Source organism: Plantactinospora sp. WMMB782 (genome assembly GCF_049179135.1).
Classification (GTDB): Bacteria; Actinomycetota; Actinomycetes; order Mycobacteriales; family Micromonosporaceae; genus Plantactinospora.
In genome coordinates this window covers 8,187,103-8,209,879 of sequence record NZ_JBMHMC010000007.1, presented here as the reverse complement: position 1 = coordinate 8,209,879, position 22,777 = coordinate 8,187,103, and the positions used below count along the sequence as shown (strand labels likewise).

Genomic DNA, 22,777 nt, shown 5'->3' with positions numbered 1-22,777 from the left:
GACGCGTAGGCTGTCGGTCGGCGTACCGGCCCTCGGCCGTCCGTCACCCCCGCTGTCTCCGCGCAGCGAATCAACCGTGTGCCCGACGCCGGAAGGTGGCAATCCGTGAGCATGATCACCGAGCGCCCCGTGACCGGCGGTGCCCCGGGCGCGGGCACGCCGGCCGAGGTGACCCGGCGACGCGACGTCGCCGCCCTGGTCCGGGCGTACGTCGCGTTGACCAAGCCACGGATCGTCGAGCTGCTGCTGATCTCCACGGTGCCGACGATGATGCTCGCCGACGGCGGGATCCCGTCGCTCTGGCTGGTCGCGGTGGTGCTGGTCGGCGGTTCGCTGGCGGCGGGCGCGGCGAACGCGCTGAACTGCTACATCGACCGTGACATCGACCAGGTAATGAAGCGGACCAAGCGCCGGCCGCTGCCGACGCACACCGTGGCGCCGCGCAACGCGCTGGTCTTCGGGCTGGTGCTGGCGGCGGTCTCGGTGACCGTGATGGCGGTCTTCACCAACTGGCTGGCCACCGCGCTGACCCTGGCCGCCATCGCCTACTACGACCTCGTCTACACGCTGTGGCTGAAGCGGACCACCTGGCAGAACACCTTCTGGGGCGGGATCTGCGGCTCGGCGCCGGTGCTGATCGGCTGGGCGGCGGTGACGGGTTCGCTGGCGCCGCAGGCGTGGGGGCTGTTCGCGGTCGTCTTCTTCTGGCAGTTGCCGCACTTCTACGCCCTGGCCATCAAGTTCAGGGACGACTACGCCCGGGCCGGCATCCCGATGCTGCCGGTGGTCGCCTCGATCCGCCGGGTCACCGCCGAGATCGTGGTCTACACCTGGTTGACCGTGCTGGCGTCGGTGCTGGTCTGGCCGCTGGGTATGGGCCCGGTCTACGGGGTGACGGTGCTGGCCGCCGGCGGGATGTTCATCGCCGAGGCGCACCGGCTCCGTCAGCGGGGCGCGCGGGGCGAGTCGGTCAAGCCGATGCGGCTGTTCCACTGGTCGATCACGTACCTGACCATCGTCTTCGCCGCGGTCGCGGTCGACGCGCTGCTCTGAGGCTTTTGGGGACTTCCGTCCCTGATCGTCCTGTTCGGCAGTAATAAAACGTGAATGATGCCGGTAAATTAGTCGCGTATAAGCCGATAAATCGGCCGAATCCGGCGGGTCACTCCGGTAAACCCCAGGGTAATCGGCATCACAAAAAATCGGTAGCTGCCCCTCGTGGCGGCCGAAGCCTGCTTAGGCTTCGCGTTATGGCAGATGGTTCCGATACGACGCCGACGGCCGAGCAGACCGTCGCGGGGCAGACCCCCAACGGTCTGGTCGCCGGCATCCAGTCGTTTGCCGCCGGCCACGGTGGCGCGAAGGCGGTCATCGAGTACGTCGGCAAGCGGGGCGCACGCATTGTCCTGGTGGGGGAGGACGGCGTGTGGGCTGACCAGTTCGCGGAGAGCACCGATGTCGCGCGACTGGCCTGCGCCAAGGCGGGGGTCGCCGTGGAGAACGAATGGGAGCGGGAACTGATGGACCAGATGCGTCCGAGCAACGACCTGTGGCGGTCGATGTCCCGGCGTGTCCTGGCCCGTTGACAATATTGTCCGACAACATCCGCGCGACCCGGGGCGAACAGCCCCGGGTCGCTCTCGTCACCTGTGCCGAACTGCCCGAACTCGACCCCGACGACCGGCTGTTGCTCGCCCCGCTCGCCGAACGCGGCCTCCGGGTCGAGGCGGCGGTCTGGGACGACCCGGCGGTGGACTGGGCCGGCTACGCCCTGGCGGTGCTCCGCTCGGCCTGGGACTACCCGACCCGGCGGGCCGAGTTCGTCGCCTGGGCCGAGAGCGTGCCCCGGCTGGCCAATCCCGCCGGCCTGGTGTGCTGGAACACCGACAAGCGCTACCTGCGGGAACTCGCCGGGGCCGGGGTGCCGACCGTTCCGACGGACTGGCTCGCCCCGGACACCGACTGGGTCCTGCCGGCCGAACCCGGCGAGTACGTGCTCAAGCCCGTCGTCGGCGCCGGCAGCCTGGACACCGGCCGGTACGACCTGACCGGCGCCGAGCACCGGGAACTGGCCGTCGCACACGTCAGGCGGCTCCAGGCGGCCGGGCGGTGGGTGATGGTCCAGCCGTACCTGACCGCCGTGGACACCGCCGGGGAGACCGGGCTGCTCTTCGTCGGCGGCCCGGACGGACTGCGGTTCAGTCACGCGGTCCGGAAGGGCCCGATGCTGCTCGGCCCGGACCACGGCGTCGACGGGCTGTTCCGGCCGGAGCAGATCAGCCCGCGCACCCCGGCCGGGGCCGAACTGGCCCTCGCCGAGCGGGTACTCGCGGCGCTGCCGACCGGACTGGGCACACCGCTCTACGCCCGGGTGGACCTGATCCCCGGCCCGGACGGCGCGCCGGTGCTGGTCGAGGTCGAACTCACCGAGCCGTCGCTCTTCCTGGCCCACTCCCCGGGCGCACCCGACAGGCTGGCCGACGCCATCGCCGCCCGCCTGGGCTGACCGGGGGCTCCGCTCACACCCTTTCCAGCCGTCGGGGTTCGGTGGTGGTGACCGGCGGGTCGGCGACCGGCGCGGTCCGTTCCCGGGTCGACCAGAGCACCGCCAGGGCGGCCAGCCAGACCAGGCAGGAGCCGACCATGTGCGCACCGACCAGCACCACCGGCAGCCCGGTGAGGTACTGCACGAAGCCGATCAGCCCCTGGCCGAGTTCGGCGAGCAGGAGCAGGCCGGCGGCCCTGGTCGCGGCGGGCGGCGCGCCGACCGCGCGGAACGCGAACCAGGCCGCGACGGAGAGGCCGAGCAGCAGGAAGACCGTGTCGGCGTGCACCTGGGAGATGGTCTCCGGATCGAGTCCGTTGCGGGCCGCCCCCGAGTCGCCGGAGTGTGGGCCGCTGCCGGTCACCCAGGTGCCGACGACGAGTACGCCGGCGGCGACCACCGCGATCACCCAGCCGAGGGTGCGCAGCGGGCCGGGTACGGTCGGCCGGGCCGGTCCGGCCGGTTCGAGGGTGTGCCGCCAGAACGCGTACGCGGCGGCGATCACCGCCATCGAGGCGAGGAAGTGCAGCCCGACCACCCACGGGTTCAGGTCGGTCAGCACGGTGATCCCGCCGATCACCGCCTGTGCCGGGATGCCGAACGCGGCGCCGACGCTGAGCCAGCGGAGCCGACGGCGGGCCGGGCGCTGCTGCCAGGCGGCCAGCACCCCGGCGATCACCACGGCGGCGAGCACGAAGGTGAGCAGCCGGTTGCCGAACTCGATCACCCCGTGCACGCCCATCTCGGCGGTCGCCACGTACGAGTCGTCGGTGCAGCGGGGCCAGGTGGGGCAGCCGAGCCCGGACTTGGTCAGCCGGACCGCGCCGCCGGTCCCGACGATAAGCACGTTCCCCACCACGGAGGCGAGGGCCAGTCGCGATAGGGTGGATTTGCTCGAGAATTCGCCGAATCGGCTCACGACGGCCATCGTACGTGCGAATGTGATCATGCTGGACGGCGCGTCCGCCCTCCGGTGGCCCGGATCACCGGATACCGGGTTTGCGGACCTTGGACGAAATACGTAACGTTGGCGTAGTGAAAAACCTGGCGGCGTGCTCGGAGCAGGAACGGGTGACCGATCCGGTCGCCGGTTCCGTCCTGCCCGCCGCCGCGGTCGCCGGTCCGGACGGCCGTCCCACCCGCAACCGGGTGACCCAGCTGCTGCTGGAGCACGGCGCGGCCACCGCCGCCCAGCTCGGCGCGGAGCTGGGGCTCAGCCCGGCGGCGATCCGCCGGCACCTGGACGCGATGCTCGCCGACGGCGACGTGGTCGCCCGCGACCAGGTCGTGCGCGGCCAGCGCGGTCGCGGCCGGCCGGCCAGGATCTTCCGGCTCACCGACTCCGGCCGGCGGCGCTGCGGCACCCACACCTACGACGGGATGGCCACCGCCGCGCTGCGGTGGATCTTCCGGCACGGTGGGCCGCACGCCGTCGACGCCTTCGCCGCCGAACAGGTGGCGGCCCTGGAGGCCCGCTGCCGGGCCGCCATGGAGGGCGCCGGGGACGACCCGCTGGCCAGGGCCGAGGCACTTGCCGGGGCGCTGACCGCGGAGGGCTACGCTGCCAACGCGTCCACGATCGCCTCCGGCGGGCAGCTCTGCCAGCACCACTGCCCGGTGGCCCACGTGGCCGTGGAGTTTCCCCAGCTGTGCGAGGCCGAGACGGCGGTCATCTCCCGCCTGGTCGGCACCCACGTGCAGCGCCTGGCCACAATCGCCCACGGCGACGGGGTGTGCACCACGCACATCCCGGCCCAGCCCAAACCTTCCGTCAGCAGTGTGAGGACAGATAGATGACCGAGCAGATCGTCCAGCCCATGACGCAGGAGGAGCAGCTCGCCGCCCTGGGGCGCTACGAGTACGGCTGGGCCGACTCCGACACCGCCGGTGCCGCCGCCCAGCGTGGTCTGAACGAGGCCGTGGTCCGGGACATCTCCGCCAAGAAGAACGAGCCCGCCTGGATGCTCGACCTCCGGCTCAAGGGGCTGCGGCTGTTCGGCCGCAAGCCGATGCCGAACTGGGGTGCCGACCTCGGCGGGATCAACTTCGACAACATCAAGTACTTCGTCCGCTCCACAGAGAAGCAGGCCGCGAGCTGGGAGGACCTGCCGGAGGACATCAGGAACACCTACGACAAGCTGGGCATCCCGGAGGCCGAGAAGCAGCGGCTGGTCGCCGGTGTCGCCGCGCAGTACGAGTCCGAGGTGGTCTACCACAAGATCCGTGAGGACCTGGAGGAGCAGGGCGTCCTCTTCCTGGACACCGACACCGCGCTCAAGGAGCACGAGGACATCTTCAAGGAGTACTTCGGCACGGTGATCCCGGTCGGCGACAACAAGTTCGCCGCGCTGAACACCTCGGTCTGGTCCGGCGGCTCGTTCATCTACGTGCCGAAGGGCGTGCACGTGGAGATCCCGCTCCAGGCGTACTTCCGGATCAACACCGAGAACATGGGCCAGTTCGAGCGGACCCTGATCATCGTCGACGAGGGCGCGTACGTGCACTACGTCGAGGGCTGCACCGCGCCGATCTACTCCTCCGACTCGCTGCACAGCGCGGTCGTCGAGATCGTCGTCAAGAAGAACGCGCGCTGCCGCTACACCACCATCCAGAACTGGTCGAACAACGTCTACAACCTGGTCACCAAGCGGGCGGTCTGCCACGAGGGCGCGACCATGGAGTGGATCGACGGCAACATCGGCTCCAAGGTGACGATGAAGTACCCGGCGGTCTTCATGACCGGCGAGCACGCCAAGGGCGAGGTGCTCTCGGTGGCGATGGCCGGCGAGGGCCAGCACCAGGACGCCGGCGCCAAGATGGTGCACGCCGCGCCGCACACCTCCAGCACGATCGTCTCCAAGTCGATCGCCCGGGGCGGCGGCCGGACCTCCTACCGCGGCCTGGTGCAGGTGCTGGAGGGTTCGCACCACAGCAGGAGCACCGTCAAGTGCGACGCGCTGCTCGTCGACACCATCTCCCGCTCGGACACCTACCCGTACGTCGACATCCGCGAGGACGACGTGGCGATGGGGCACGAGGCGACCGTCTCCAAGGTCAGCGAGGACCAGCTCTTCTACCTGATGAGCCGGGGGCTGAGCGAGGACGAGGCGATGGCGATGATCGTGCGCGGCTTCATCGAGCCGATCGCCAAGGAACTTCCGATGGAGTACGCGCTGGAACTCAACCGGCTGATCGAGCTGCAGATGGAGGGCGCGGTCGGCTGACGCCGGTCGCGACGCATTCCGCATCCCACCGCAGCCGGCATCGGACCTCGTCGAGACAAGACCAAGGAAGAGATGACTACCGAAGCATTCGCGCCCGAAGCGCCCGACGCGCGGCAGGCGACCGACGCGCAGCATGCGTCCGGCGCGTCGGTCGCGCAGACCAAGGCGCAGACGCTCCGCTCGTACGACGTCCGCGACTTCCCGGCCCTGACCGGCCTGGAGGAGGAGTGGCGGTTCACCCCGCTGAAGCGGCTCGCCGGCCTTGCCGACGACACGTTCAGCCCGGTCGACGGCCGGCTGCGCTACGAGGTCGCCGCGCTGCCGGACGGGGTGACCTTCGGCGGCGTGCACGAGGGCGACGCCCGGATCGGCAGCGTGCTGACCCCGTTCGACCGGATCAGCGCGCTGGCGCACGGCCGGGCCGGCGAGGCGGTGCTGCTCGCGGTCGCCCCGGAGACCCGGCCGGCCGAGCCGGTCACCGTCAGGCTGGTCGGCCAGGGTGCCGACGGCGCCTCGTTCGGGCACACCTTCGTCGACGTCGGCCGGTTCGCCGAGGTGACGGTGGTGCTGGAACAGACCGGTTCGGTGACCCTGGCCGACAACGTCGAGGTCGCGGTCGCCGAGGGTGCGAAGCTGACCCTGGTCACCGTCGCCGACTGGGCGCCGGACGCCGTGCAGGCCCAGCACCTGCGGGTCCGGCTCGGTCGGGACGCCAAGGTGACGCACGTGCAGGTGAGCCTCGGCGGCGACCTGGTCCGGCAGTACACGAGCGTGGAGTACACCGGCCGGGGCGGCGAGGCCGAGCTGTACGGCCTCTACTTCGCCGACGCCGGGCAGCACCTGGAGCACCGGCAGCTGGTCGACCACAGCGTGCCGGACTGCCGCAGCTACGTCGGCTACCGGGGTGCGTTGCAGGGCGAGAGCGCACACACCGTCTGGGTCGGCGACGTGCTGATCCGGGCCGCCGCCACCGGCACCGACACCTACGAGATCAACCGGAACCTGGTGCTCACCGACGGCGCCCGGGCGGACTCGGTGCCCAACCTGGAGATCGAGACCGGTGAGGTGGCCGGCGCCGGGCACGCCAGCGCGACCGGGCGCTTCGACGACGAGCAGCTCTTCTACCTGATGGCCCGGGGCATTCCCGAGGGGGAGGCCCGCAAGCTGGTGGTCCGGGGCTTCTTCGCCGAACTGCTGCAGAAGATCCCGGCCGAGGAACTGCGGGACCGGCTCGGCGCGCAGATCGAGGCGCGGCTGACGAAGGTCGGGGTCTGATGATCCGGATCTGCTCTGCCGAGGACGTGCCGAAGGGCGGCGTCGTCTCCGCGGACGTCGACGGCACCGAGGTCGCCGTCGTGCACGCCGAGGACGGCAACTTCTACGCCGTACGCGACGAGTGCTCGCACGCCGCCGTGGCGCTGTCGGAGGGCGAGGTGGACGGCTGCACCCTGGAGTGCTGGCTGCACGGCTCCCGCTTCGACCTGCGTACCGGTGAGCCGACCGGGCTGCCGGCCACCGAACCCGTACCCGTCTACCCCGTCGAGATCCGCGACGGCGACATCTACCTGAGTCTCACACCGAGCAATGGAGTTACCGCACCATGAGCGTTCTGGAGATCCGTGACCTGCAGGTGTCGGTCCGGCTGCCCGAGGGCGAGCTGAAGCCGATCCTGGCCGGGGTCGACCTCACCGTGCGGGCGGGCGAGACCCACGCCATCATGGGCCCGAACGGGTCCGGCAAGTCCACCCTGGCGTACTCGATCGCCGGCCACCCGAAGTACGAGATCACCGGCGGCGAGGTGCTGCTGGACGGTCAGGACGTGCTGTCGATGGCCGTGGACGAGCGGGCCCGCGCCGGCCTCTTCCTGGCCATGCAGTACCCGGTCGAGGTGCCCGGGGTGTCGGTGGCGAACTTCCTGCGTACCGCGAAGACGGCGATCGACGGCGAGGCGCCGAAGCTGCGCACCTGGGCCGGCGAGCTGCGCGGCGCGATGGAGCGGCTCCAGATGGACCCGGCGTTCGCGCAGCGCAACGTGAACGAGGGCTTCTCCGGCGGCGAGAAGAAGCGGCACGAGATCGTCCAGCTGGAGCTGCTCAAGCCGAAGGTGGCGATCCTGGACGAGACCGACTCCGGGCTCGACATCGACGCGCTGCGGGTGGTCAGCGAGGGCGTCAACCGGGTCCGCGAAACCGGCGAGACCGGGCTGTTGCTGATCACCCACTACACCCGGATCCTCCGCTACATCAGGCCGGACTTCGTGCACGTCTTCGTGGCCGGCCGGATCGTCGAGGAGGGCGGCCCGGAGCTGGCCGAGAAGCTCGAGGCCGAGGGCTACGAGCGGTACGTCGCCGGCGCCGGCGCGGCCCGCGCCTGAGAGCCGGAAAGCGCGCGCCCGAGAGCCGGAAAGGCAGTGTCGAGATGACCACGATCGCGATCCCACCGGGGATGCCACAGTACGACGACGTGCCGCGCTACGACGTCGAGGCGGTACGCGCCGACTTCCCCATCCTGGGGCGCGAGGTCAACGGCCACCCGATGGTCTACCTCGACAGCGCCAACACCGCGCAGAAGCCCCGGCAGGTGCTGGACGTGCTGCGCGGGCACTACGAGCGGCACAACGGCAACGTCTCCCGCTCGGTGCACACGCTCGGCACGGAGGCGACCGAGGCGTACGAGGGTGCCCGGGCCAAGGTTGCGGCGTTCGTTCACGCGCCGAGCACCGACGAGGTGGTCTTCACCAAGAACTCCACCGAGGCGATAAACCTGGTCGCGTACGCCTTCTCGAACTCCTCGCTCGGCGGCCCGGCCGGTGACCCCCGGTTCCGGCTCGGCCCCGGCGACGAGATCGTGATCTCCGAGATGGAGCACCACTCGAACATCGTGCCGTGGCAGCTGCTCTGCGAGCGGACCGGCGCCACGCTGCGCTGGTTCCCGGTGACCGACGGCGGCCGGCTCGACGAGTCCGGGCTGGAGGAGTTGGTCAACGAGCGGACCAGACTGGTCTCGATCGTGCACATGTCCAACATCCTCGGCACGGTCAACGCCACCGCCCGGATCACCGAGCGGGTCCGCCAGGTCGGGGCGCTGCTGCTGCTCGACTGCTCCCAGTCGGTGCCGCACCTGCCGGTCGACGTGGTCGACCTGGACGCCGACTTCATCGCCTTCACCGGGCACAAGATGTGCGGGCCGAGCGGGATCGGGGTGCTCTGGGGCCGGGCCGAGCTGCTGGCCGCGATGCCGCCGGTCTTCGGCGGCGGTTCGATGATCGAGACGGTGAGCCTGGCCGGCTCGACGTACGCGCCGCCGCCGGCCCGGTTCGAGGCGGGCACCCCGCCGATCGCCGAGGCGGTGGCGCTGGGCGCGGCGGTGGACTACCTGACCGGGATCGGCATGCAGGCGATCCAGTGGCACGAGAAGGAACTGACCGCGTACGCGCTGGACGCGCTCGGCACCGTTCCCGGGCTGCGGATCTTCGGGCCGGAACTGCCCGTCGGACGGGGCGGGACGATCTCGTTCGCGCTGGACGGCGTACATCCGCACGACGTGGGGCAGATCCTGGACGCCCAGGGCGTCGAGGTGCGGGTCGGCCATCACTGTGCGCGACCGGTCTGCGTGCGGTTCGGCGTACCGGCGACCACCCGCGCGTCGTTCTACCTGTACACCACGACCAGCGAGGTCGACGCCCTGGTGCGCGGGCTGGAACAGGTACGGAAGGTGTTCGGTTGATGCAGGTCGACCAGCTCTACCAGGAGATCATCCTGGACCACTACAAGCATCCGCACGGGCGCGGGCTGCGCGAGCCCTACGCCGCCGAGGCGCACCACGTCAACCCGACCTGCGGGGACGAGGTGACCGTCCGGGTGGCGCTCGACGACGACACGCTCAGTGACGTCTCCTACGACGGGCTGGGTTGTTCGATCAGCCAGGCGTCGGCGAGCGTGCTGCACGAGCTGCTCACCGGCAGCAGCACCGGGAAGGCGTTCGCGGTGCACGCCGCGTTCGTCGAGCTGATGTCCGGGCGCGGGCAGGTGACCCCGGACGAGGAACTGCTCGGCGACGCGGTGGCGTTCGCCGGGGTGGCCCGCTATCCGGCCCGGGTGAAGTGCGCGCTGCTGCCCTGGATGGCGTTCAAGGACGCCGCGGCCCGGGCCGGCGTGCCCGCGGCGGGCGAGGACAACGACGAGCGTAGCGAGGTGACGACGGCATGACCGATCAGGACACGACGACCGCGCCGGCCGCCGGGTCGGCGGAGACGACCGGGCCGACCGGCGGGACCGGCTCGGCGGGCGCGGCCGGGTCGGCGGCGTCGGCCGGTGCGAACGGCTCGGCGGATGCGAACGGCTCGGCGGCGGCCGGGAACGGTTCGGCCGGTGCCGGTGCCGGTGCCGGTGCCGGTGCGAACGGTGCGGCCGGTGCGAACGGTTCAGCCGGGGTTGCGGGCTCGGGCTCCGGGTCGGGTGAGGGTGCCGGCTCGGGTGAGGGCGCCGGCTCGGGTGAGGGCGCCGGCTCGGGTGGCCGGGCCGCGGTCGCCGACATCGAAGAGGCGATGAAGGACGTCGTCGACCCCGAGCTGGGTATCAACGTGGTCGACCTCGGCCTGGTCTACGGGGTGCACGTCGACGACGAGAACGTGGCGACCCTGGACATGACGCTCACCTCGGCGGCCTGCCCGCTCACCGACGTCATCGAGGACCAGGCCCGGCAGGCGCTCACCGCCGGCCCCGGTGGCGGCCTGGTGGACGACATCCGGATCAACTGGGTCTGGCTCCCGCCGTGGGGCCCGGACAAGATCACCGACGAGGGCCGCGACCAACTCCGCGCCCTCGGCTTCAACGTCTGACCCCCACCCACCCACCCACCCACCACCCACCCGCGCGCCGCTTCGCGCCGCTATGTCGCGAATCTTGATTAGTTGTTGTCACTCGAGCGACAACAACTAATCAAGATTCGCGGTGAGCTTTCCCAGTGCGGATGCCAGGGGAGCGGGACGGCGAGTGGGAGTGGCTGCTGTTCGAGCAGTCGCAGGTGGTGACGTGGGGGCAGGCCAGCCGGGCGCTGTCGCCGGGGAAGGTGCGGCACCTGCTGGCGGTCGGGCGCTGGCGGCGGTGGTGTCGGGGCGTACTGGTGGCGCATCCGGGTGAGCTGACCCGCTCCCAACAGCTCTGGGTGGCGGTGCTGTCCGTCGGTGCCGACGCGGTGCTTGCCGGACTGACCGCCGCCGCCGAGGCCGGACTGCGCGGGTTCCGGCGGGAGCCGATCGACGTGCTCGTGCCGGCGGGACACAGCAGCTCGACCGCTCGCCGCCGACTCGCGCCCGGGATGCCCGGCGTGCGGGTGCACCGGACCCGTTCGTTGCCGCCCGAGCAGGTCCAGGTGGCCCGTCCGAGGCGGACCACCACCGCCCGGTCGCTCGTGGACGCGGCGGGTTGGGCGCGTACCGACGACGAGGCCCGGTCGGTGATCGCAGCCGGTTGCCAGCAACGCCTGGTACTGCCCGGCGAACTGGTCGAGGTGGTCGAGGGGATGCCCCGGGCCCGCCGCAGGGCGCTGGTGCTGGAGACCGCCCGGGACGCCGAGGGCGGGGCCGAGGCACTCTCCGAGATCGATTTCGTCCGGCTCTGCCGGCGCTACGGTCTGCCCCGCCCCGACCTCCAGGAGCGGCGCCGGGACGCCGGTGGCCGGATGCGCTACCTGGACGCGTACTGGCGGCGCTGGCGGCTGCATGTCGAGGTCGACGGCGCGCACCACATGCAGGTACGCCACTGGGAGGCGGACATGCGCCGGCAGAACGAGGTGTGGCTGGACGGCGACCGGCTGCTCCGCTTCACCGCCCACCAGATCCGCCACCGCCCCGCCGAGGTCGCCGAGCAGCTCCGTCGTGCCCTTACCACCGCCGGCTGGCGCCCTCACCCGATGCGCCGCAGATCTTGACGATTTGTCGTCGTTCCCGCTACCACAAATCGTCAAGATCCGGCGAACTCTCAGTGCGGGTAGGCGGCGAACTCCCAGAGGGAGACGCCATAGTCGGTGGCGCGGGTGAGGGCGTGCATCCGGAGGTAGCGGGCGGACGTGGCGGGGAAGGCGTTGTTGTCGGTGCCGCCGTCGCCGGTGGTGGTCGCCCAGACCGGGCGCCAGCCGGTGCCGTCGGTGGAAACCTCGATCCGGTACGACCTCGCGTACGCCGCCTCCCAGTGCAACACCACCCGGCCCACCGTGCGGACCGAGCCGAGGTCGACGGTGATCGACTGGTTGTCCGACCATGAGCTTGCCCAGCGGGTACCCGGATCTCCGTCCACCGCGCGGGCGGGGCGGTGCCAGAGTTCGGTGCTGGACGCCGAGGCCGGCCGCCCGGCGGCGAGGTTCGTCAGGTCGTCGCCGCGCCCGGCCGGGAAGGAGACCACCTGCTGGTACGTCGGCCGGTTCTGCCAGGCGATCACGTCGTGCCGGAGGCCGCCGAGCGGGGACTGCACGATCGCGTCGGCGCACCACTGGTCCCCGGCGGCACAGTGCTCGTCGCCGGGATAGACCTCGGTACCCGGCTGGGCGGCGGCGGTACGCAGGGTGTCCAGCAGGATCTGTCGGCACGCGGTCAGGCTGCCGTCGCCGCAGTACGTCCGGCCGAGTCCGCCCGCGACCGGTTCACCGAGTACCGCCCGCAGGTCGGCATCCACATAGCCCCACCAGCCGTACTGGAAGGACGAGCCCTTGTGCGTCTGCGCGTCGGCGGCCGATCCGGGCAGGCTCGAGGGGTCGCCCTGTTGGTGCCCGGAGGGTGACTCGTTCACCTGCATGGCGTTCACGAGCGCCTGGTAGAGGTCGCCGCCGAGCGGCCCGGCGAACTGACCCCGGACCAGCAGTGGCCACCAGGCGTCGAAGACCCGGATCGCCTCGGCGTGCTGGTAGGTCCTCGAACCGGCCGAGGTCTCCACCCGCAGCGCCCCGGCCTGCCGCCACGCCTTGAGCCGGCCGATCGTCCCGGCCAACCCGGCGTCGCTGACCGGCTGGCTCTCCAACACCCGGATCAGCTCGTCGAGCACCTCGATTCCGCGCAGGTCGGTCAGGCCGGCCCGCTGCACCAGCGCGGTGAGCGAGGCGCGGTCGAACTTCTGGCCGGCGTCCAGGGCGGCCCGGATCGGCTTGTCCAGCAGGTCGCCGCGGTGCACCGGACCGAAACTGAAGTTGCCGTCGGCGGCGCCGTAGTCGGCGGCCTGCTTGTTGTTCCAGCTCACGTAGTAGTCCTGGTCGACGGAGTTCGGGTGCGCCGAGGCGGGATGGTAGCTGGCGGTGTTGGTCGCCGGGTCGAAGCCCTGCCACTCGTACGCCGGCTCGGCCCGGATCGGCAGGTTCGGGTTGGTCCCGGCGGTGCGCACCGGATTGAGCCCCGAGTTGGCGTACGCCGCCTGGCGGGAGTTGACGTAGAACCAGTTGAAGGCGTACCCGATCTCGGCGGCGGCGCTTGTGAACTGGGCGGCGGAGCCCATCGCGGCGGGGTCGTTGAACATCTGGAAGCCGATCGCCGAGTCGGCCTCGTGCCGGTACGTCGACCGGAGCTGGGTGAAGGCGTGCGGCACCCCGCCGACGCTGCCCCGCCAGGCCACCAACCCCAGCTTCGTCCGCCGGGCGACGAGCGTGTACGACCCGGCTGCCGTGCCGTCCGCGAGGGTCGGCTTCCAGGAGTTGACGTGCGAGATCTCCTCCATCGCCAGGCACTGCCCGCGGTAGCGGTAGGAGTTGCTGGCAAGCGTCGGCGCGCTGCCGTCGGTGTCGCACAGCGGCACCGCGTAGGTGTCGGTGATGTCCTGGGTGGCCGAGGTGGCGCTCCACGCGTAGTCCTGGCCCCGGCCGAGCAGCACGTAGAGGTTGACCCCGGCGAACGCGGCGCCCCGGGCGCTGATTCCCGGCCCCTGCAACTCCTGCACCATCAGCAGTTGCGGCGCGAAGTAGCCGGTCTGCGGGCCGAAGACGGCGATCGGGTGCCCGCTGGCGGAGTGCGCGCCGGAGATGACGGCCGCGTTCGACATCCCCCGTGGTGTGACGGTCAGCCCGGAGAGCGCGGCGGCCAGTTCGGACGGTCCGCCGCCGGTTTGCCGGGCCGAGCCGCTCGGATTGGCGGTGACCGCCTCCGGCCGGGCCGAGCCCGGGTCCGGCAGCACCACGCTCGGCGCGTCCGGGTCGGCGGCGCCGTACGGGAAGCGCTGCCCGTCGTGCAGGGTGAGTACCGTCTCCGGGTTGTTCTCCATCCGGAACGCGGTCCACACCCGGTCCCCCTCGACCGGCCCGTACTTCGCCCGGGCGGCGATCCGGACCAGCGCGGACTGCATCTCGTGCCCGCCTCCGCCGCCGAAGAGTCCGCCGACCACCCCGGAGATCGCGATCAGGTCGGTCATCTGGAACGGCTCCGGGCCGCCCGCGTTGGTGACCGCGTCCAGGTGGCCGGTCAGCACGTACTCGCCGGGGCAGTTCCGGTTCGCCATGCAGTGCCGGATGTACGCGTTGATCCCGGCGATGTACTCCCGCACGTCGGCGTAGAGCTGCTCGCCCCGGGGGCCCCGCTCGCGCAGTGCGGCGACCTGGGCGTCGAGGTCGGCCTCGGTGTACGGCGAGTTCCGCCACACGCTCTGCTCGAGGGCCCGGTTGCCGGGCGCCCCACCGGCGAACGGGGTGAGGGTGCCCCGCCCGACGTGCCGGAGCAGGTCCATGGTGAAGAGCCGGTCCTCCGCGCCGACGTATCCGGCGCCGAACATGGTGCCACCCCGGGTGGTACCGGTGACGTGCGGGACGCCGGTCGCCCGGTCCCGCAGCACGGTGACGTCGGCGCGCGGGGAGTAGCTCCGCTCGACCTCGCCCGGTGGCACCCCGAACGACGCGTCGTTGAAGAACGCCCCGACCTGGTCCTCGCGCAGCCCGGCGTACCCGTAGACCAGGCTGGCGTACCGGTCGAGCTGGTCACCGGCGTGCCGGGGAAGTATCCCGAGGGTCTGGTTGGCGAGCACCTCGACAAGGGTGGCGTTGCCGTTCTGGCCGGGTGGCAGGATGTCGGCGCACTCGCCCAGGCAGTGGTCGCCGGCCGCGAACGCGCTGCGTGCCGGCGCTGCGGCGGGTCCGGCAGCGGGCGCGTCGGCCGGCTGGGCGGCGCGGCGGTCGGCGGGGACCGGGACGGTGGCCGTCGCGGCCGGGGCGGGAGCGGCGGTGAACGCGAGCACGGCGGCGCTGAGCACCGCGATCCCGGCGGTGGCGCGACGGCGGGGACGGTGGGCCATCGGGGGTCCTTCCGACGGTGCGAGCGAATGTGAGCAACATCCGGCTACCGGATGGTAACGAGTTCGCCGGCCCGATAGATAGCCCTGGATCACCTCTGGGCGGTGGCGGTAACCCGTCGCGGGACGGGCGGAGGACCGACCAGAATCGTCAGGTGATCGTGCCTGCCTCGTGGACCTCCGCTCCCGCTGCCGCGCCGTGGGGTCCCGGGCAAGATCACCGACGCGGGCCGCGACCAGCTCCGCGCCCTCGGCTTCAACGTCTGAGGTCCGGTCACGCCGGCCCGGCGGGCGGCGGGCGGTCGGTAACGGAGCGGATCGCCCTGACCAGCCTGATCTTGCCGTTGGCCTCCGGCGTTATCCGATCCACCAGCCGTACCGAGACCTCGAAGTCGGCGCCGGCGTCCGCGAGCGCCGAGCGGGCGCGGCGGGCCAGTTCCGGTCCGGGCTCGCCCAGCGCCGGAACGATAAGCACCTGCACCGCTCCCGGGTCACGCTGGACGAACTGGAACTGGCGGATTCCGGTCACCTCACGGAGCAGGCTGGCGAAGAAGTCGCCGGAGCGGAACCGGCCGTCCCGGGTGCGGATCCGGTCCTCCACCCGACCCTGGACCGCCCGCACCACCGGGGTCTGCCGAACCCCGCACGGACAGTCGTTGGGGGCGATCACCACCCGGTCGCCCAGCCGGTAGCGCACCAGCGGCATCGCGTCCGAGCGGAGCCGGGTCACCAGGATCTCGCCGGCACCGTCGGCCACCGAGACGGTGCCGTCGTCGTGCTCCACCTCCACCAGGACGTCGGTCGAGCGCAGGTGCAGCGAGCCGTGCGGGCAACTGCGGGCGATCGTGTGCGCCTCGACCGAGGCGTAGACCTCGTGGCCGGTGGCGCCGAAGTACTCCAGTACCTCGGCCCGGGCGGCGTCGGCGAGTGACTCGCCACCGAACACCACCGCGCGTACGCCGTGATGGGTGATCCCACATCGTTTCAACTCGCCGACCAGCGAGGCGATGGCGTTCGGAAAGCCGCGCAGGAAGGTGGGGCGACCGGCGAGGAACATCTCCACCTGCTCGTCGAGGGTGCGGCTGGTGTCCACGTGGACGTTGCGGGCCAGGCCGAGGCGCTCCAGGCGGTGGCGTCGGAACCCGCTCACCCGGAAGTAGCCGATCCGGTCGTACGGGCGCAGTCCGCACGCGAGCAGGTCCCAGAGGTAGCTGGCCCGCAGATAACCCAGCTCGCGCTCGGAGTAGTGCAGCGTGACAGGCATCCCGGAGGAGCCGCTGGTCCGGGCGGCCCGGGTGGTGGCGACCGTGTGGCCGTCCGCGAGCAGTCCCGCCGGCCCGACGGCGTTCACCGTCGCCCGGTCGAGCGCGGGCAGGCCGGCGAGGTCGGCCGGGCCGGTGATCGCCGCGACGGCGGCGGGGTCCCAGCTGTCGCGGTAGTACGGCACCCGGGCGTACGCGTGCCGGACCAGCCGGCGCAGCAACCGGGACTGCACCTGTGCCACCCGCTGCGCGGACAGTCGGTCCGCCGCCCGCGCCCTGGGCAGGTTGCCCAGCACCGAGAGCACCGGGATCTGGGTGGGCAGGGCTCGGCTCATCGCCTTCCTCCGGGCTCGTACGGTGTGCCGCGGCCGACTGCCGGGGACCGTCCGGCTCCGGCGGCGCGGGCCCGGCGCGCGACGATCCCGCGCAGTGCGGCGGCCTTGGTCAGTTCACCGGCGATGAGCGCGGCGAACCCGCCGACGGCACCGGCGGCCGGAACGAGAAACCAGCCGGTAGCCGCGACAACCAGGAACTGGATGACGGCCCCGGCGGCGGACCAGCGCCGGCCACCCGTGTCGATGTTCTCCAGGACCAGCAGTGCGGTGAGACCCGTACCGAAGACGGCGAGTTCGAGTGCGACCGCCGCCGGTCCGAGCACGACTGCGGGGACGTCCAGGACGATCGCCACCGCCAGCGCTGCCGCCAGCGGGACCCCGAGGGTCAGTGCGGCGCCGAGCAGCCGGCCCGCCAGTCGCCAGCCGGCTGCCGGACCCGACCGCAGCAGCCAGGCGACCACCGAGGGCTGCCGGATGCGCAGCAGGTAGCCCCAACCGGCCGACAGCACGGCGGAGACCACGAGCAGCAGGTAGAACAAGCTGGTCGCGGCAGCGTCACCGGTCGTCGCGAACAGGGCGTACAGCAGGGACACCGAGGCGGCACTGAGCAGTTCACCGACGCCGAGCAGGGCGGCGGCGCGGATCGCGCCGAGCCGGGCCGACCGACCCGGCCGGATCGGCGGCAGCCGGTGGACGAGCCCGCCGAGCAGCGCGACGGCGATCACGCCCACCACCGCGACCAGCACGGTGAGCGCCTGCTCGGCGGTGATCCCCGGCCGGACCGCCAGCCCGAGGGTCGCACCGTATCCGGCGGCGAGGCCGGCGAAGGCGGCGGCGTCGACGAGCGGCCGGCCCCGGAGGCGGTGCAGTCCGACCAGGACGGTGCAGCAGCCGATGCCACTGGTCAGGGCCGCCGCGGCGGCGTACCGGGCGGCCGGGGTGGTGCCGGTTGCGGCGAGTGGCAGCCAGAGCGCGAGGCAGCCGCCGAACGGCAGCACGGCCAGGGTGACGAAGAGCCGTTCGAGACGGGCCCCGCCGGGGCGGGGGAGGAGCGCCAGAGCCGCCTTCTCCGGACCGCTGGCGACCAGCAGCGTCAGCCAGGTCACCGATCCGACGGCGGCGGCGTACCCGGCGAATTCGTCGGCGTCCCACAGCGCCAGCAGCACGAGGCCAGAGCCGTAGCTGGCGGCGCGGTAGGCGCCCCGGCCAGCCATGAGCGCCAGCACCGTACGCGGCCCCGGGGGCTGGACCGCGGCGGTCATGACGGACCCGACGGAGCGACCGGGACCGGTACGGTAGGTGCCATGCCTCGGGGGGACATCGCATGACGTCCGGTCTGGACGTCGCGTTGCACGACACCTCGGCCGCCGATCCGCCGCCCGGCTGGGCCGGCTTCGTCGCCGCCGGGCAGTTGCCGGCGCTCTGGGACTGGAGCGTGGTCCGGGCGGTGGCGGCCGCCCGGCGCTCCGCGGTGCTCGCGGCGACGGTCCACGACGGAGCGACGGCACGCGGCCTCGTGACAGCCCGCTTCGTCGGCGCACGGGCCCGCCGGGACGCCATCCCGGTCGCCGGAGTGGTCGACGTCGACTGTCTCGTCTCGGGCTCGCTGCCCGGCATCACCCTGGACGATCCCGCCGACCCCGAGCTGCTCGGCGCGACGGTGGTCGCGCTGCGCGACACGCTGCGCCGGACGTACGGCCAGCGGGTCCGGGCACTGCTGTTCCGGCAGACGTCGGCCGAGATGCTGCCCGCGGTGCTCGGCCGGCCTGCGGTCGTCCGGGAGGGCGGACCGGTGGCGGTCTTCCACAACCGGTTCGACTCCTTCGACGGCTACCTGGCCTCGCTCAGTCGGGACCGCCGGGGGTCCCTGCGCCGGGTCGTCCGTCGTCTCGACGCGGATCCTGACCTGGTGGTCTCGTTCACCGGGTGGGGCGATCCGGCGGAACCGCTGGACCTGCCCACCCTGCGCAGCCTGCAGGCCCGGACCGTCGACCGGCACCACCGGCGGTGGTACCTGCGCCGCCGGGTGAGCCATCCCGCCGTTCTCCGGGCCGTGTTGGACCTGCCCGAGGTGCACCGGCTCACCTATCGCGACACGGCCGGCAGGCTGCTGGCCTACGGCACCGCCTGGGACCACCCGCAGCGACCGGTCCTCGGCGCCTGGGGGGCGCTCGATCCGGCCCAGGGCGGGCGGAAGCACCAGTGGTTCCACCACATGGCGGTCTATCTGCGGTGGTGTATCGAAACCGGCCGGCAGGGCCTGCTCAGCGGCCAGGCCAGCCTCCCGGAGAAGATCCAGCTCGGCCATGAGGTACGCCGCCAGTGGGCCGTCCTGATCCCGTAGCGCGCCGGTCCGGCCCGCCGCCGGGGGCAGCTCCGGCGGGCCGGACCCCAACCGCGCGGCGGGGTCCGGAGCGGGGGGTGCCATCACAGCTGTCCGGTGTCGGGGCGGTAGGCGGACTCCACGAACCGGCCCTTCCCGCCGGCCGTCAGCGCGACCCGCTCGGCGCGTACGAAGCGCAGTGGCACCGGTACCCCCACCTGGGCGTCGAACCTGCGCCGGAACGCCTCGACCACCTGGTCGTAGCCGAGCCTGTCGCGCGGGTCCGGCAGCAGGTGCACGGTGATGTGCCCCGCCGCGTCCTGCCGCACCATGCACTCGGCCAGCCCCGGCACGTGTTTGGCGAGGTCCAGGAAGACCGCGCTGTAGAGGCGGCGGCCTCCCGGCAGCGTCACGTAGTCGTTGGTCCGCCCGTCGACGAGCCGCATCCGCCGGAACCCGCTGCCGCAGGGGCAGCCCTCCGACAGCAGGCGGGCCCGGTCACCGAGGGCGTAGCGGACCAGCGGCATCGCCCGTTCCCGGAAGTGGGTGACCACGGCGGAGCCGGTCACACCGGGCGGGACCGGCCGGCCGTCGTCACCGAGGATCTCCAGCCAGACCCGGTCCTCGTCGACGTGCATGCCGCCGTGCCGGCAGTGGCTGGCGACGGTGAGCACCTCGTGCGCGGAGTACTCGTCGAACACCGGCACCCCGAACCCGTCGGACAGCATCGCGGCGACCTCGTCGGTGAGCAGCTCCGAATCGGTCATCACCAGCCGCAGGGTGCGGCGCAGCCGCGCCAGCTCCGCCGCGGATAGCGTGTGCAGCAGTCCTCGGAGCATCACCGGATAGCCCATGATCAGCCCGGGGCGGATGGCCAGGACCTGCCGGGCGATCACCGCTTCCGGCTGACCGGCGTGCACCACCACCCTGGGGAAGAGGCCGAGCCGCTGGAACCACCGGACCGGCCGGGGGAACGGCTTGATGTGGGCGATGCGCCACCACGGCCGGTAGCCGGAGCGCAGGAACCGGCGTAGCACCGTGGCGCCGTGGTAACCGTAGGCGTCGACGTCGTGCCAGACCTCCAGCCGGGTGCCGGTGCTGCCACTGGTCACGTCCCGGCGGTAGCGGTTCGCGGGCAGGTCGGGAACGCGGAACCGGTCGACGCCGGCGTCCAGCACCGCGCGCTTGGTCAGCCACGGCAACTCGGCCAGCTCCGTCAGGGAGGACAGTGGCTCGTCGGGATAGTCGCCGTTCCGGTAGTACGGCACCCGTGCCCGGCAGTGCGCCAACATGTGGTTGACCGCCGACAGCGCCCGCTGCCGGACCAGCTCGGGCGCGACCGTGTCGGCCCGCCACACGGCCGGCAGGTGACGCAGTTCGCGTACGGCGACGGCGAGTCCGCTGCTCATCGTGGCGCCTCGGCGCCGGAACCCGGCGGGACGGTCCGGGGCATCTCCGCGGGCTCGTCGGCGTTCGTGTCGACTTCCAGCCGGATCAGCGCGTCGACCCGGTCCAGGGCGGTCCGCAGCCGGGCCCGGTCCGACGCCGCGGCGAGCACGTAGCCCGCCTTGGCGCCGGCCCGGTGGTACGGCTCGACGTGGTCGCCTTCGGACACCGCGAGCACCACGTCCACGACGTCGGGGAGTGCGCGCGCCTCGTCGACGCCCCGGATGGACGTCAACTTGCCGGCCCGGTCGGCACGCAGCACCGAGAAGGCGGCGTGGGCGCTGCGCCGCGGGGTGAGCCGCGGCTGTTCACCCACTGCCATCCGGACCGACGCCTCGGTGACGTCCAATCCGTTCACCAGCCCGAGCAGCTCCGCCGATCCGTTGCCGCCCGGCCGGGCTCCCCACTCGATCAGCACCACCTGGCCGTCGGCGGTGACCAGCACGTCGACGTTGAGCGCCCCCCACCGGTAGTCGAGCGCCCGGCAGACCTGGTCGAGCGTGTCGCGTACCCGCTCGGTGAGGGCCGGCGGGTCACCGGGCATCTGGTGGGTGAGCGTCACGAAGTGCGGCGGTGGGGTCAGCGTCCGGCTGCCCAGCTCGATCAGGACGATCCGCCCGTCCCGCACCACCGCCTCGACACTGTGGTGGGTGCCGCTCAGGTAGTGCTCGGCGATCACGATGCCCGAGGCGGAGACGGCCGCCGCCCGACGTACCGCTTCGGCGAGGTCGCGGACCTCGGTGCAGAGGGTGATGCCCCGCCCGCCGCTGGAGTCGGTCGGCTTGACGATGACCGGGAAGGAGAGCCGGGCGGCGCCGGACTGGACCCGGGCGGGCGTGCCCTGTACGTAGCGGGGTCCGGGTAGGCCGAGCCCGTCGCAGAGCGCCCGGAAGTATCCCTTGTCCACCGAGGCGCGCAGCGCCGCCGGTGAGAGCCCGGACGGCAGTCCGAGCCGCTCGGCCAGCAGGAACTGGGTGGGCAGGTTGACGTCGCTGGCGGGCGACAGCACACCGGCCAGGTCCGCGCGCGGGGCGAGCAGCCGGGTCAGCCGGTCCGGGTCGCGGGTGCTGACGTTGAGGAACTCGTCGGCGTACCCGACCGCCGGCGCGTCGGTGCGCTGGTCCACGCAGATCGTGTGCAGGCCGATCCGGCGTGCCGTCTGCAACGTCGTGATCGCACCGTCGGCTCCGCCGAGCACCACCAGACTCCTGCTCCGGCCGGCCCCGGTCACCTGGCCGGCTCCGAGAGGACCTGGTCTTCCCGGTACTGCACCGGCCCGAGCCAGTCCTCGGCCCGCACCGGAACGTTCGCCTCCCGGACCAGGAACAGCGGCAGGCCCGGCTGTCCGCGTCCGATGTGGAGCAGATAGCGCGCGATCGCCGCCAGGGCGACCAGCCCGCCCGCCAGCGCGAGTCGCTGGAGCGTTGCGCCGGCGGTGCCGCCGGTTGCCGCCCCGACGACCGCGACCGCCGCGGCGAGCAGGCAGAGGAAACCGGCGATCCGGATCGGCCGCTCGCTGAACGAGACGTACAGCTCGACCGCGTGTCTGGCCAGCCGCCGTACGCTCACCTTGGCGGTGCCCCGGGCCCGGGGACGGTGTGCCGTCGGCACCGTGGTCCAGGCGTTCGTCAGCCGGGGCACGGTGGCGAGGAAATACGGAGTGCCGAGCCGCAGGTCGACGATCCGGCGGGCGAGGTCGGTCCGGACCAGCCGGAACGTGGTGGCGCCGGTCGGGATCTCGATGGCCAGCAACCGCCGCGCCAGGAACTCGTTGAGCGCCGATCCCGCCCGACGGATCCACCGGTCCCGGCGGTCCACCCGCAGCCCGAAGACCGCGTCGAAGCCCTGGGCGGCCCGGCTCAGCAGGCGGTGTGACTCCGCCGGCGGGAACTGAAGGTCGGCATCGAGGTGCAGCACCCAGGGATGGCGGGCGTAGCGGTAGCCGGCCGAGAACGCCCCCTCCAGGCCGAAATTGCGGCTCAGCGACAGGTAGGAGACCCTGGGATCGCGGACCGTCAGCGCTTTGATCAGTTCGAGGGTCCCGTCGGTGCTGCCGTCGTCGACGAACAGCACCTGTAGCTCGTAACAGTCCAGTTCGGTGACGATTTCCCGATAAGCCGGCTCGATGTTCTCCGCCTCGTTGAGACACGGCACGACAACGGTCAGGGAGATCGGTGGGACGTTGGATTCGGGCGGAATCGCGGCAGGTTCGTACTGACTCACGTGACCACTCCCCCGTGGCTGAGTCGGTCAGGCTCCATCCAGGTCGACGTTCCTGGGTGATCCAATACACTAACCGCACCTATCGATGTCGGCCACCCCAGCGTCACAACGGGTCCATCAAACTCCACATAGGACGACGGGCGGTGGGGGCGGTCGGCGGAA

General features: G+C 72.1%; 19 protein-coding genes and 1 pseudogene. 13 read left to right on the top strand and 7 right to left on the bottom strand.

The genetic code is table 11. The features are described 5' to 3' along the window. Positions 1-105: 105 nt before the first annotated feature. From ACN28A_RS38580 to ACN28A_RS38570, 3 genes are all read left to right on the top strand, one after another. Positions 106-1,053 carry a heme o synthase gene (locus ACN28A_RS38580; RefSeq protein ID WP_421404036.1) on the top strand — a complete coding sequence of 316 codons (948 nt, stop codon included), beginning with the start codon at positions 106-108 and terminating at the stop codon, positions 1,051-1,053. 197 nt (positions 1,054-1,250) lie between these two features. Beyond that, the gene (locus tag ACN28A_RS38575; RefSeq protein ID WP_421404034.1) at positions 1,251-1,586 is read left to right on the top strand and encodes a hypothetical protein; all 336 of its coding nucleotides are present in this window, start codon (positions 1,251-1,253) and stop codon (positions 1,584-1,586) included. Positions 1,587-1,591: 5 nt separating this feature from the next. Further along, entirely contained in the window at positions 1,592-2,506 is a 915-nt protein-coding gene (locus tag ACN28A_RS38570; RefSeq protein ID WP_421404885.1) for an ATP-grasp domain-containing protein, read from the top strand. A gap of 13 nt (positions 2,507-2,519) precedes the next feature. Here the strand turns inward: ACN28A_RS38570 and ACN28A_RS38565 are convergent, their stop codons facing one another. Next, positions 2,520-3,473 carry a COX15/CtaA family protein gene (locus tag ACN28A_RS38565; protein WP_421404032.1) on the bottom strand — a complete coding sequence of 318 codons (954 nt, stop codon included), beginning with the start codon at positions 3,471-3,473 and terminating at the stop codon, positions 2,520-2,522. 107 nt (positions 3,474-3,580) lie between these two features. Here ACN28A_RS38565 and ACN28A_RS38560 point away from each other — a divergent pair, with 107 nt between their 5' ends. The 9 genes and pseudogenes from ACN28A_RS38560 to ACN28A_RS38520 all read left to right on the top strand — a co-directional run bounded on the left by ACN28A_RS38560 (position 3,581) and on the right by ACN28A_RS38520 (position 11,700). Continuing rightward, positions 3,581-4,342, top strand: coding sequence for a helix-turn-helix transcriptional regulator (locus ACN28A_RS38560; RefSeq protein ID WP_421404031.1), 762 nt, complete (start codon positions 3,581-3,583; stop codon positions 4,340-4,342). Further along, positions 4,339-5,769: a Fe-S cluster assembly protein SufB gene (gene sufB, locus ACN28A_RS38555; protein WP_421404029.1), complete on the top strand. Its 1,431-nt coding sequence runs from the start codon at positions 4,339-4,341 to the stop codon at positions 5,767-5,769. The genes ACN28A_RS38560 and sufB overlap by 4 nt, the downstream gene beginning before the upstream one ends. Positions 5,770-5,841: 72 nt before the next feature. Beyond that, on the top strand, positions 5,842-7,044 hold the full coding sequence (sufD, locus tag ACN28A_RS38550; protein WP_421404027.1) for a Fe-S cluster assembly protein SufD: 1,203 nt from the start codon (positions 5,842-5,844) through the stop codon (positions 7,042-7,044). Continuing rightward, on the top strand, positions 7,044-7,373 hold the full coding sequence (locus ACN28A_RS38545) for a non-heme iron oxygenase ferredoxin subunit (RefSeq protein ID WP_278062994.1): 330 nt from the start codon (positions 7,044-7,046) through the stop codon (positions 7,371-7,373). The genes sufD and ACN28A_RS38545 overlap by 1 nt, the downstream gene beginning before the upstream one ends. Next, positions 7,370-8,143 (top strand): Fe-S cluster assembly ATPase SufC, encoded by a 774-nt coding sequence (gene sufC / locus ACN28A_RS38540; protein ID WP_278062993.1) that lies wholly within the window; start codon positions 7,370-7,372, stop codon positions 8,141-8,143. Before ACN28A_RS38545 ends, sufC begins: the two co-directional genes overlap by 4 nt. Before the next feature lie 44 nt (positions 8,144-8,187). Then, positions 8,188-9,495, top strand: a complete 1,308-nt coding sequence (locus ACN28A_RS38535; RefSeq protein ID WP_421404025.1) for a cysteine desulfurase — start codon at positions 8,188-8,190, stop codon at positions 9,493-9,495. Continuing rightward, entirely contained in the window at positions 9,495-9,977 is a 483-nt protein-coding gene (gene sufU / locus ACN28A_RS38530) for a Fe-S cluster assembly sulfur transfer protein SufU (RefSeq protein WP_421404023.1), read from the top strand. The genes ACN28A_RS38535 and sufU overlap by 1 nt, the downstream gene beginning before the upstream one ends. Positions 9,978-10,222: 245 nt before the next feature. Then, a pseudogene (locus ACN28A_RS38525) lies at positions 10,223-10,609 on the top strand (metal-sulfur cluster assembly factor); the annotation flags it as partial. A 131-nt stretch (positions 10,610-10,740) separates the two neighbouring features. Continuing rightward, positions 10,741-11,700, top strand: coding sequence for an endonuclease domain-containing protein (locus ACN28A_RS38520; protein WP_421404021.1), 960 nt, complete (start codon positions 10,741-10,743; stop codon positions 11,698-11,700). A 50-nt stretch (positions 11,701-11,750) separates the two neighbouring features. On the opposite strand, the gene ACN28A_RS38515 is transcribed toward ACN28A_RS38520, so the two are convergent. The 3 genes from ACN28A_RS38515 to ACN28A_RS38505 all read right to left on the bottom strand — a co-directional run bounded on the left by ACN28A_RS38515 (position 11,751) and on the right by ACN28A_RS38505 (position 17,885). Next, complete coding sequence (locus tag ACN28A_RS38515; protein ID WP_421404019.1) at positions 11,751-15,029, bottom strand: penicillin acylase family protein; 3,279 nt, start codon at positions 15,027-15,029, stop codon at positions 11,751-11,753. Between the two features lie 271 nt (positions 15,030-15,300). Continuing rightward, complete coding sequence (locus ACN28A_RS38510) at positions 15,301-16,623, bottom strand: phenylacetate--CoA ligase family protein (RefSeq protein WP_421404017.1); 1,323 nt, start codon at positions 16,621-16,623, stop codon at positions 15,301-15,303. Then, a complete protein-coding gene (locus tag ACN28A_RS38505) occupies positions 16,620-17,885 on the bottom strand; it encodes a hypothetical protein (protein WP_421404015.1) in 1,266 nt (421 codons plus the stop codon). Before ACN28A_RS38505 ends, ACN28A_RS38510 begins: the two co-directional genes overlap by 4 nt. Before the next feature lie 62 nt (positions 17,886-17,947). On the opposite strand from ACN28A_RS38505, the gene ACN28A_RS38500 reads away from it, so the two are divergent. Further along, positions 17,948-18,967 carry a hypothetical protein gene (locus ACN28A_RS38500; protein WP_421404013.1) on the top strand — a complete coding sequence of 340 codons (1,020 nt, stop codon included), beginning with the start codon at positions 17,948-17,950 and terminating at the stop codon, positions 18,965-18,967. Positions 18,968-19,050: 83 nt separating this feature from the next. On the opposite strand, the gene ACN28A_RS38495 is transcribed toward ACN28A_RS38500, so the two are convergent. Genes ACN28A_RS38495 through ACN28A_RS38485 form a run of 3 tightly spaced genes read right to left on the bottom strand, consistent with a single transcriptional unit; the run spans position 19,051 to position 22,615 of the window. Next, positions 19,051-20,355 carry a phenylacetate--CoA ligase family protein gene (locus tag ACN28A_RS38495; RefSeq protein ID WP_421404011.1) on the bottom strand — a complete coding sequence of 435 codons (1,305 nt, stop codon included), beginning with the start codon at positions 20,353-20,355 and terminating at the stop codon, positions 19,051-19,053. Continuing rightward, positions 20,352-21,623 carry an ATP-grasp domain-containing protein gene (locus tag ACN28A_RS38490; protein WP_421404009.1) on the bottom strand — a complete coding sequence of 424 codons (1,272 nt, stop codon included), beginning with the start codon at positions 21,621-21,623 and terminating at the stop codon, positions 20,352-20,354. Before ACN28A_RS38490 ends, ACN28A_RS38495 begins: the two co-directional genes overlap by 4 nt. Next, a complete protein-coding gene (locus tag ACN28A_RS38485; RefSeq protein WP_421404007.1) occupies positions 21,620-22,615 on the bottom strand; it encodes a glycosyltransferase family 2 protein in 996 nt (331 codons plus the stop codon). The genes ACN28A_RS38490 and ACN28A_RS38485 overlap by 4 nt, the downstream gene beginning before the upstream one ends. Positions 22,616-22,777: the final 162 nt, after the last annotated feature.

What these genes read in the sequence shown, in the direction of transcription:
- ACN28A_RS38510 (WP_421404017.1), bottom strand. Translation starts at nt 16,623, where the DNA reads ATGAGCCGAGCCCTGCCCACCCAGATCCCGGTGCTCTCGGTGCTGGGC.
- ACN28A_RS38495 (WP_421404011.1), bottom strand. Translation starts at nt 20,355, where the DNA reads ATGAGCAGCGGACTCGCCGTCGCCGTACGCGAACTGCGTCACCTGCCG.
- sufB (WP_421404029.1), top strand. Translation starts at nt 4,339, where the DNA reads ATGACCGAGCAGATCGTCCAGCCCATGACGCAGGAGGAGCAGCTCGCC.
- sufC (WP_278062993.1), top strand. Translation starts at nt 7,370, where the DNA reads ATGAGCGTTCTGGAGATCCGTGACCTGCAGGTGTCGGTCCGGCTGCCC.
- ACN28A_RS38520 (WP_421404021.1), top strand. Translation starts at nt 10,741, where the DNA reads ATGCCAGGGGAGCGGGACGGCGAGTGGGAGTGGCTGCTGTTCGAGCAG.
- sufD (WP_421404027.1), top strand. Translation starts at nt 5,842, where the DNA reads ATGACTACCGAAGCATTCGCGCCCGAAGCGCCCGACGCGCGGCAGGCG.
- ACN28A_RS38515 (WP_421404019.1), bottom strand. Translation starts at nt 15,029, where the DNA reads ATGGCCCACCGTCCCCGCCGTCGCGCCACCGCCGGGATCGCGGTGCTC.
- ACN28A_RS38505 (WP_421404015.1), bottom strand. Translation starts at nt 17,885, where the DNA reads ATGACCGCCGCGGTCCAGCCCCCGGGGCCGCGTACGGTGCTGGCGCTC.
- ACN28A_RS38535 (WP_421404025.1), top strand. Translation starts at nt 8,188, where the DNA reads ATGACCACGATCGCGATCCCACCGGGGATGCCACAGTACGACGACGTG.
- ACN28A_RS38545 (WP_278062994.1), top strand. Translation starts at nt 7,044, where the DNA reads ATGATCCGGATCTGCTCTGCCGAGGACGTGCCGAAGGGCGGCGTCGTC.
- ACN28A_RS38565 (WP_421404032.1), bottom strand. Translation starts at nt 3,473, where the DNA reads ATGGCCGTCGTGAGCCGATTCGGCGAATTCTCGAGCAAATCCACCCTA.
- sufU (WP_421404023.1), top strand. Translation starts at nt 9,495, where the DNA reads ATGCAGGTCGACCAGCTCTACCAGGAGATCATCCTGGACCACTACAAG.
- ACN28A_RS38500 (WP_421404013.1), top strand. Translation starts at nt 17,948, where the DNA reads ATGACGTCCGGTCTGGACGTCGCGTTGCACGACACCTCGGCCGCCGAT.
- ACN28A_RS38575 (WP_421404034.1), top strand. Translation starts at nt 1,251, where the DNA reads ATGGCAGATGGTTCCGATACGACGCCGACGGCCGAGCAGACCGTCGCG.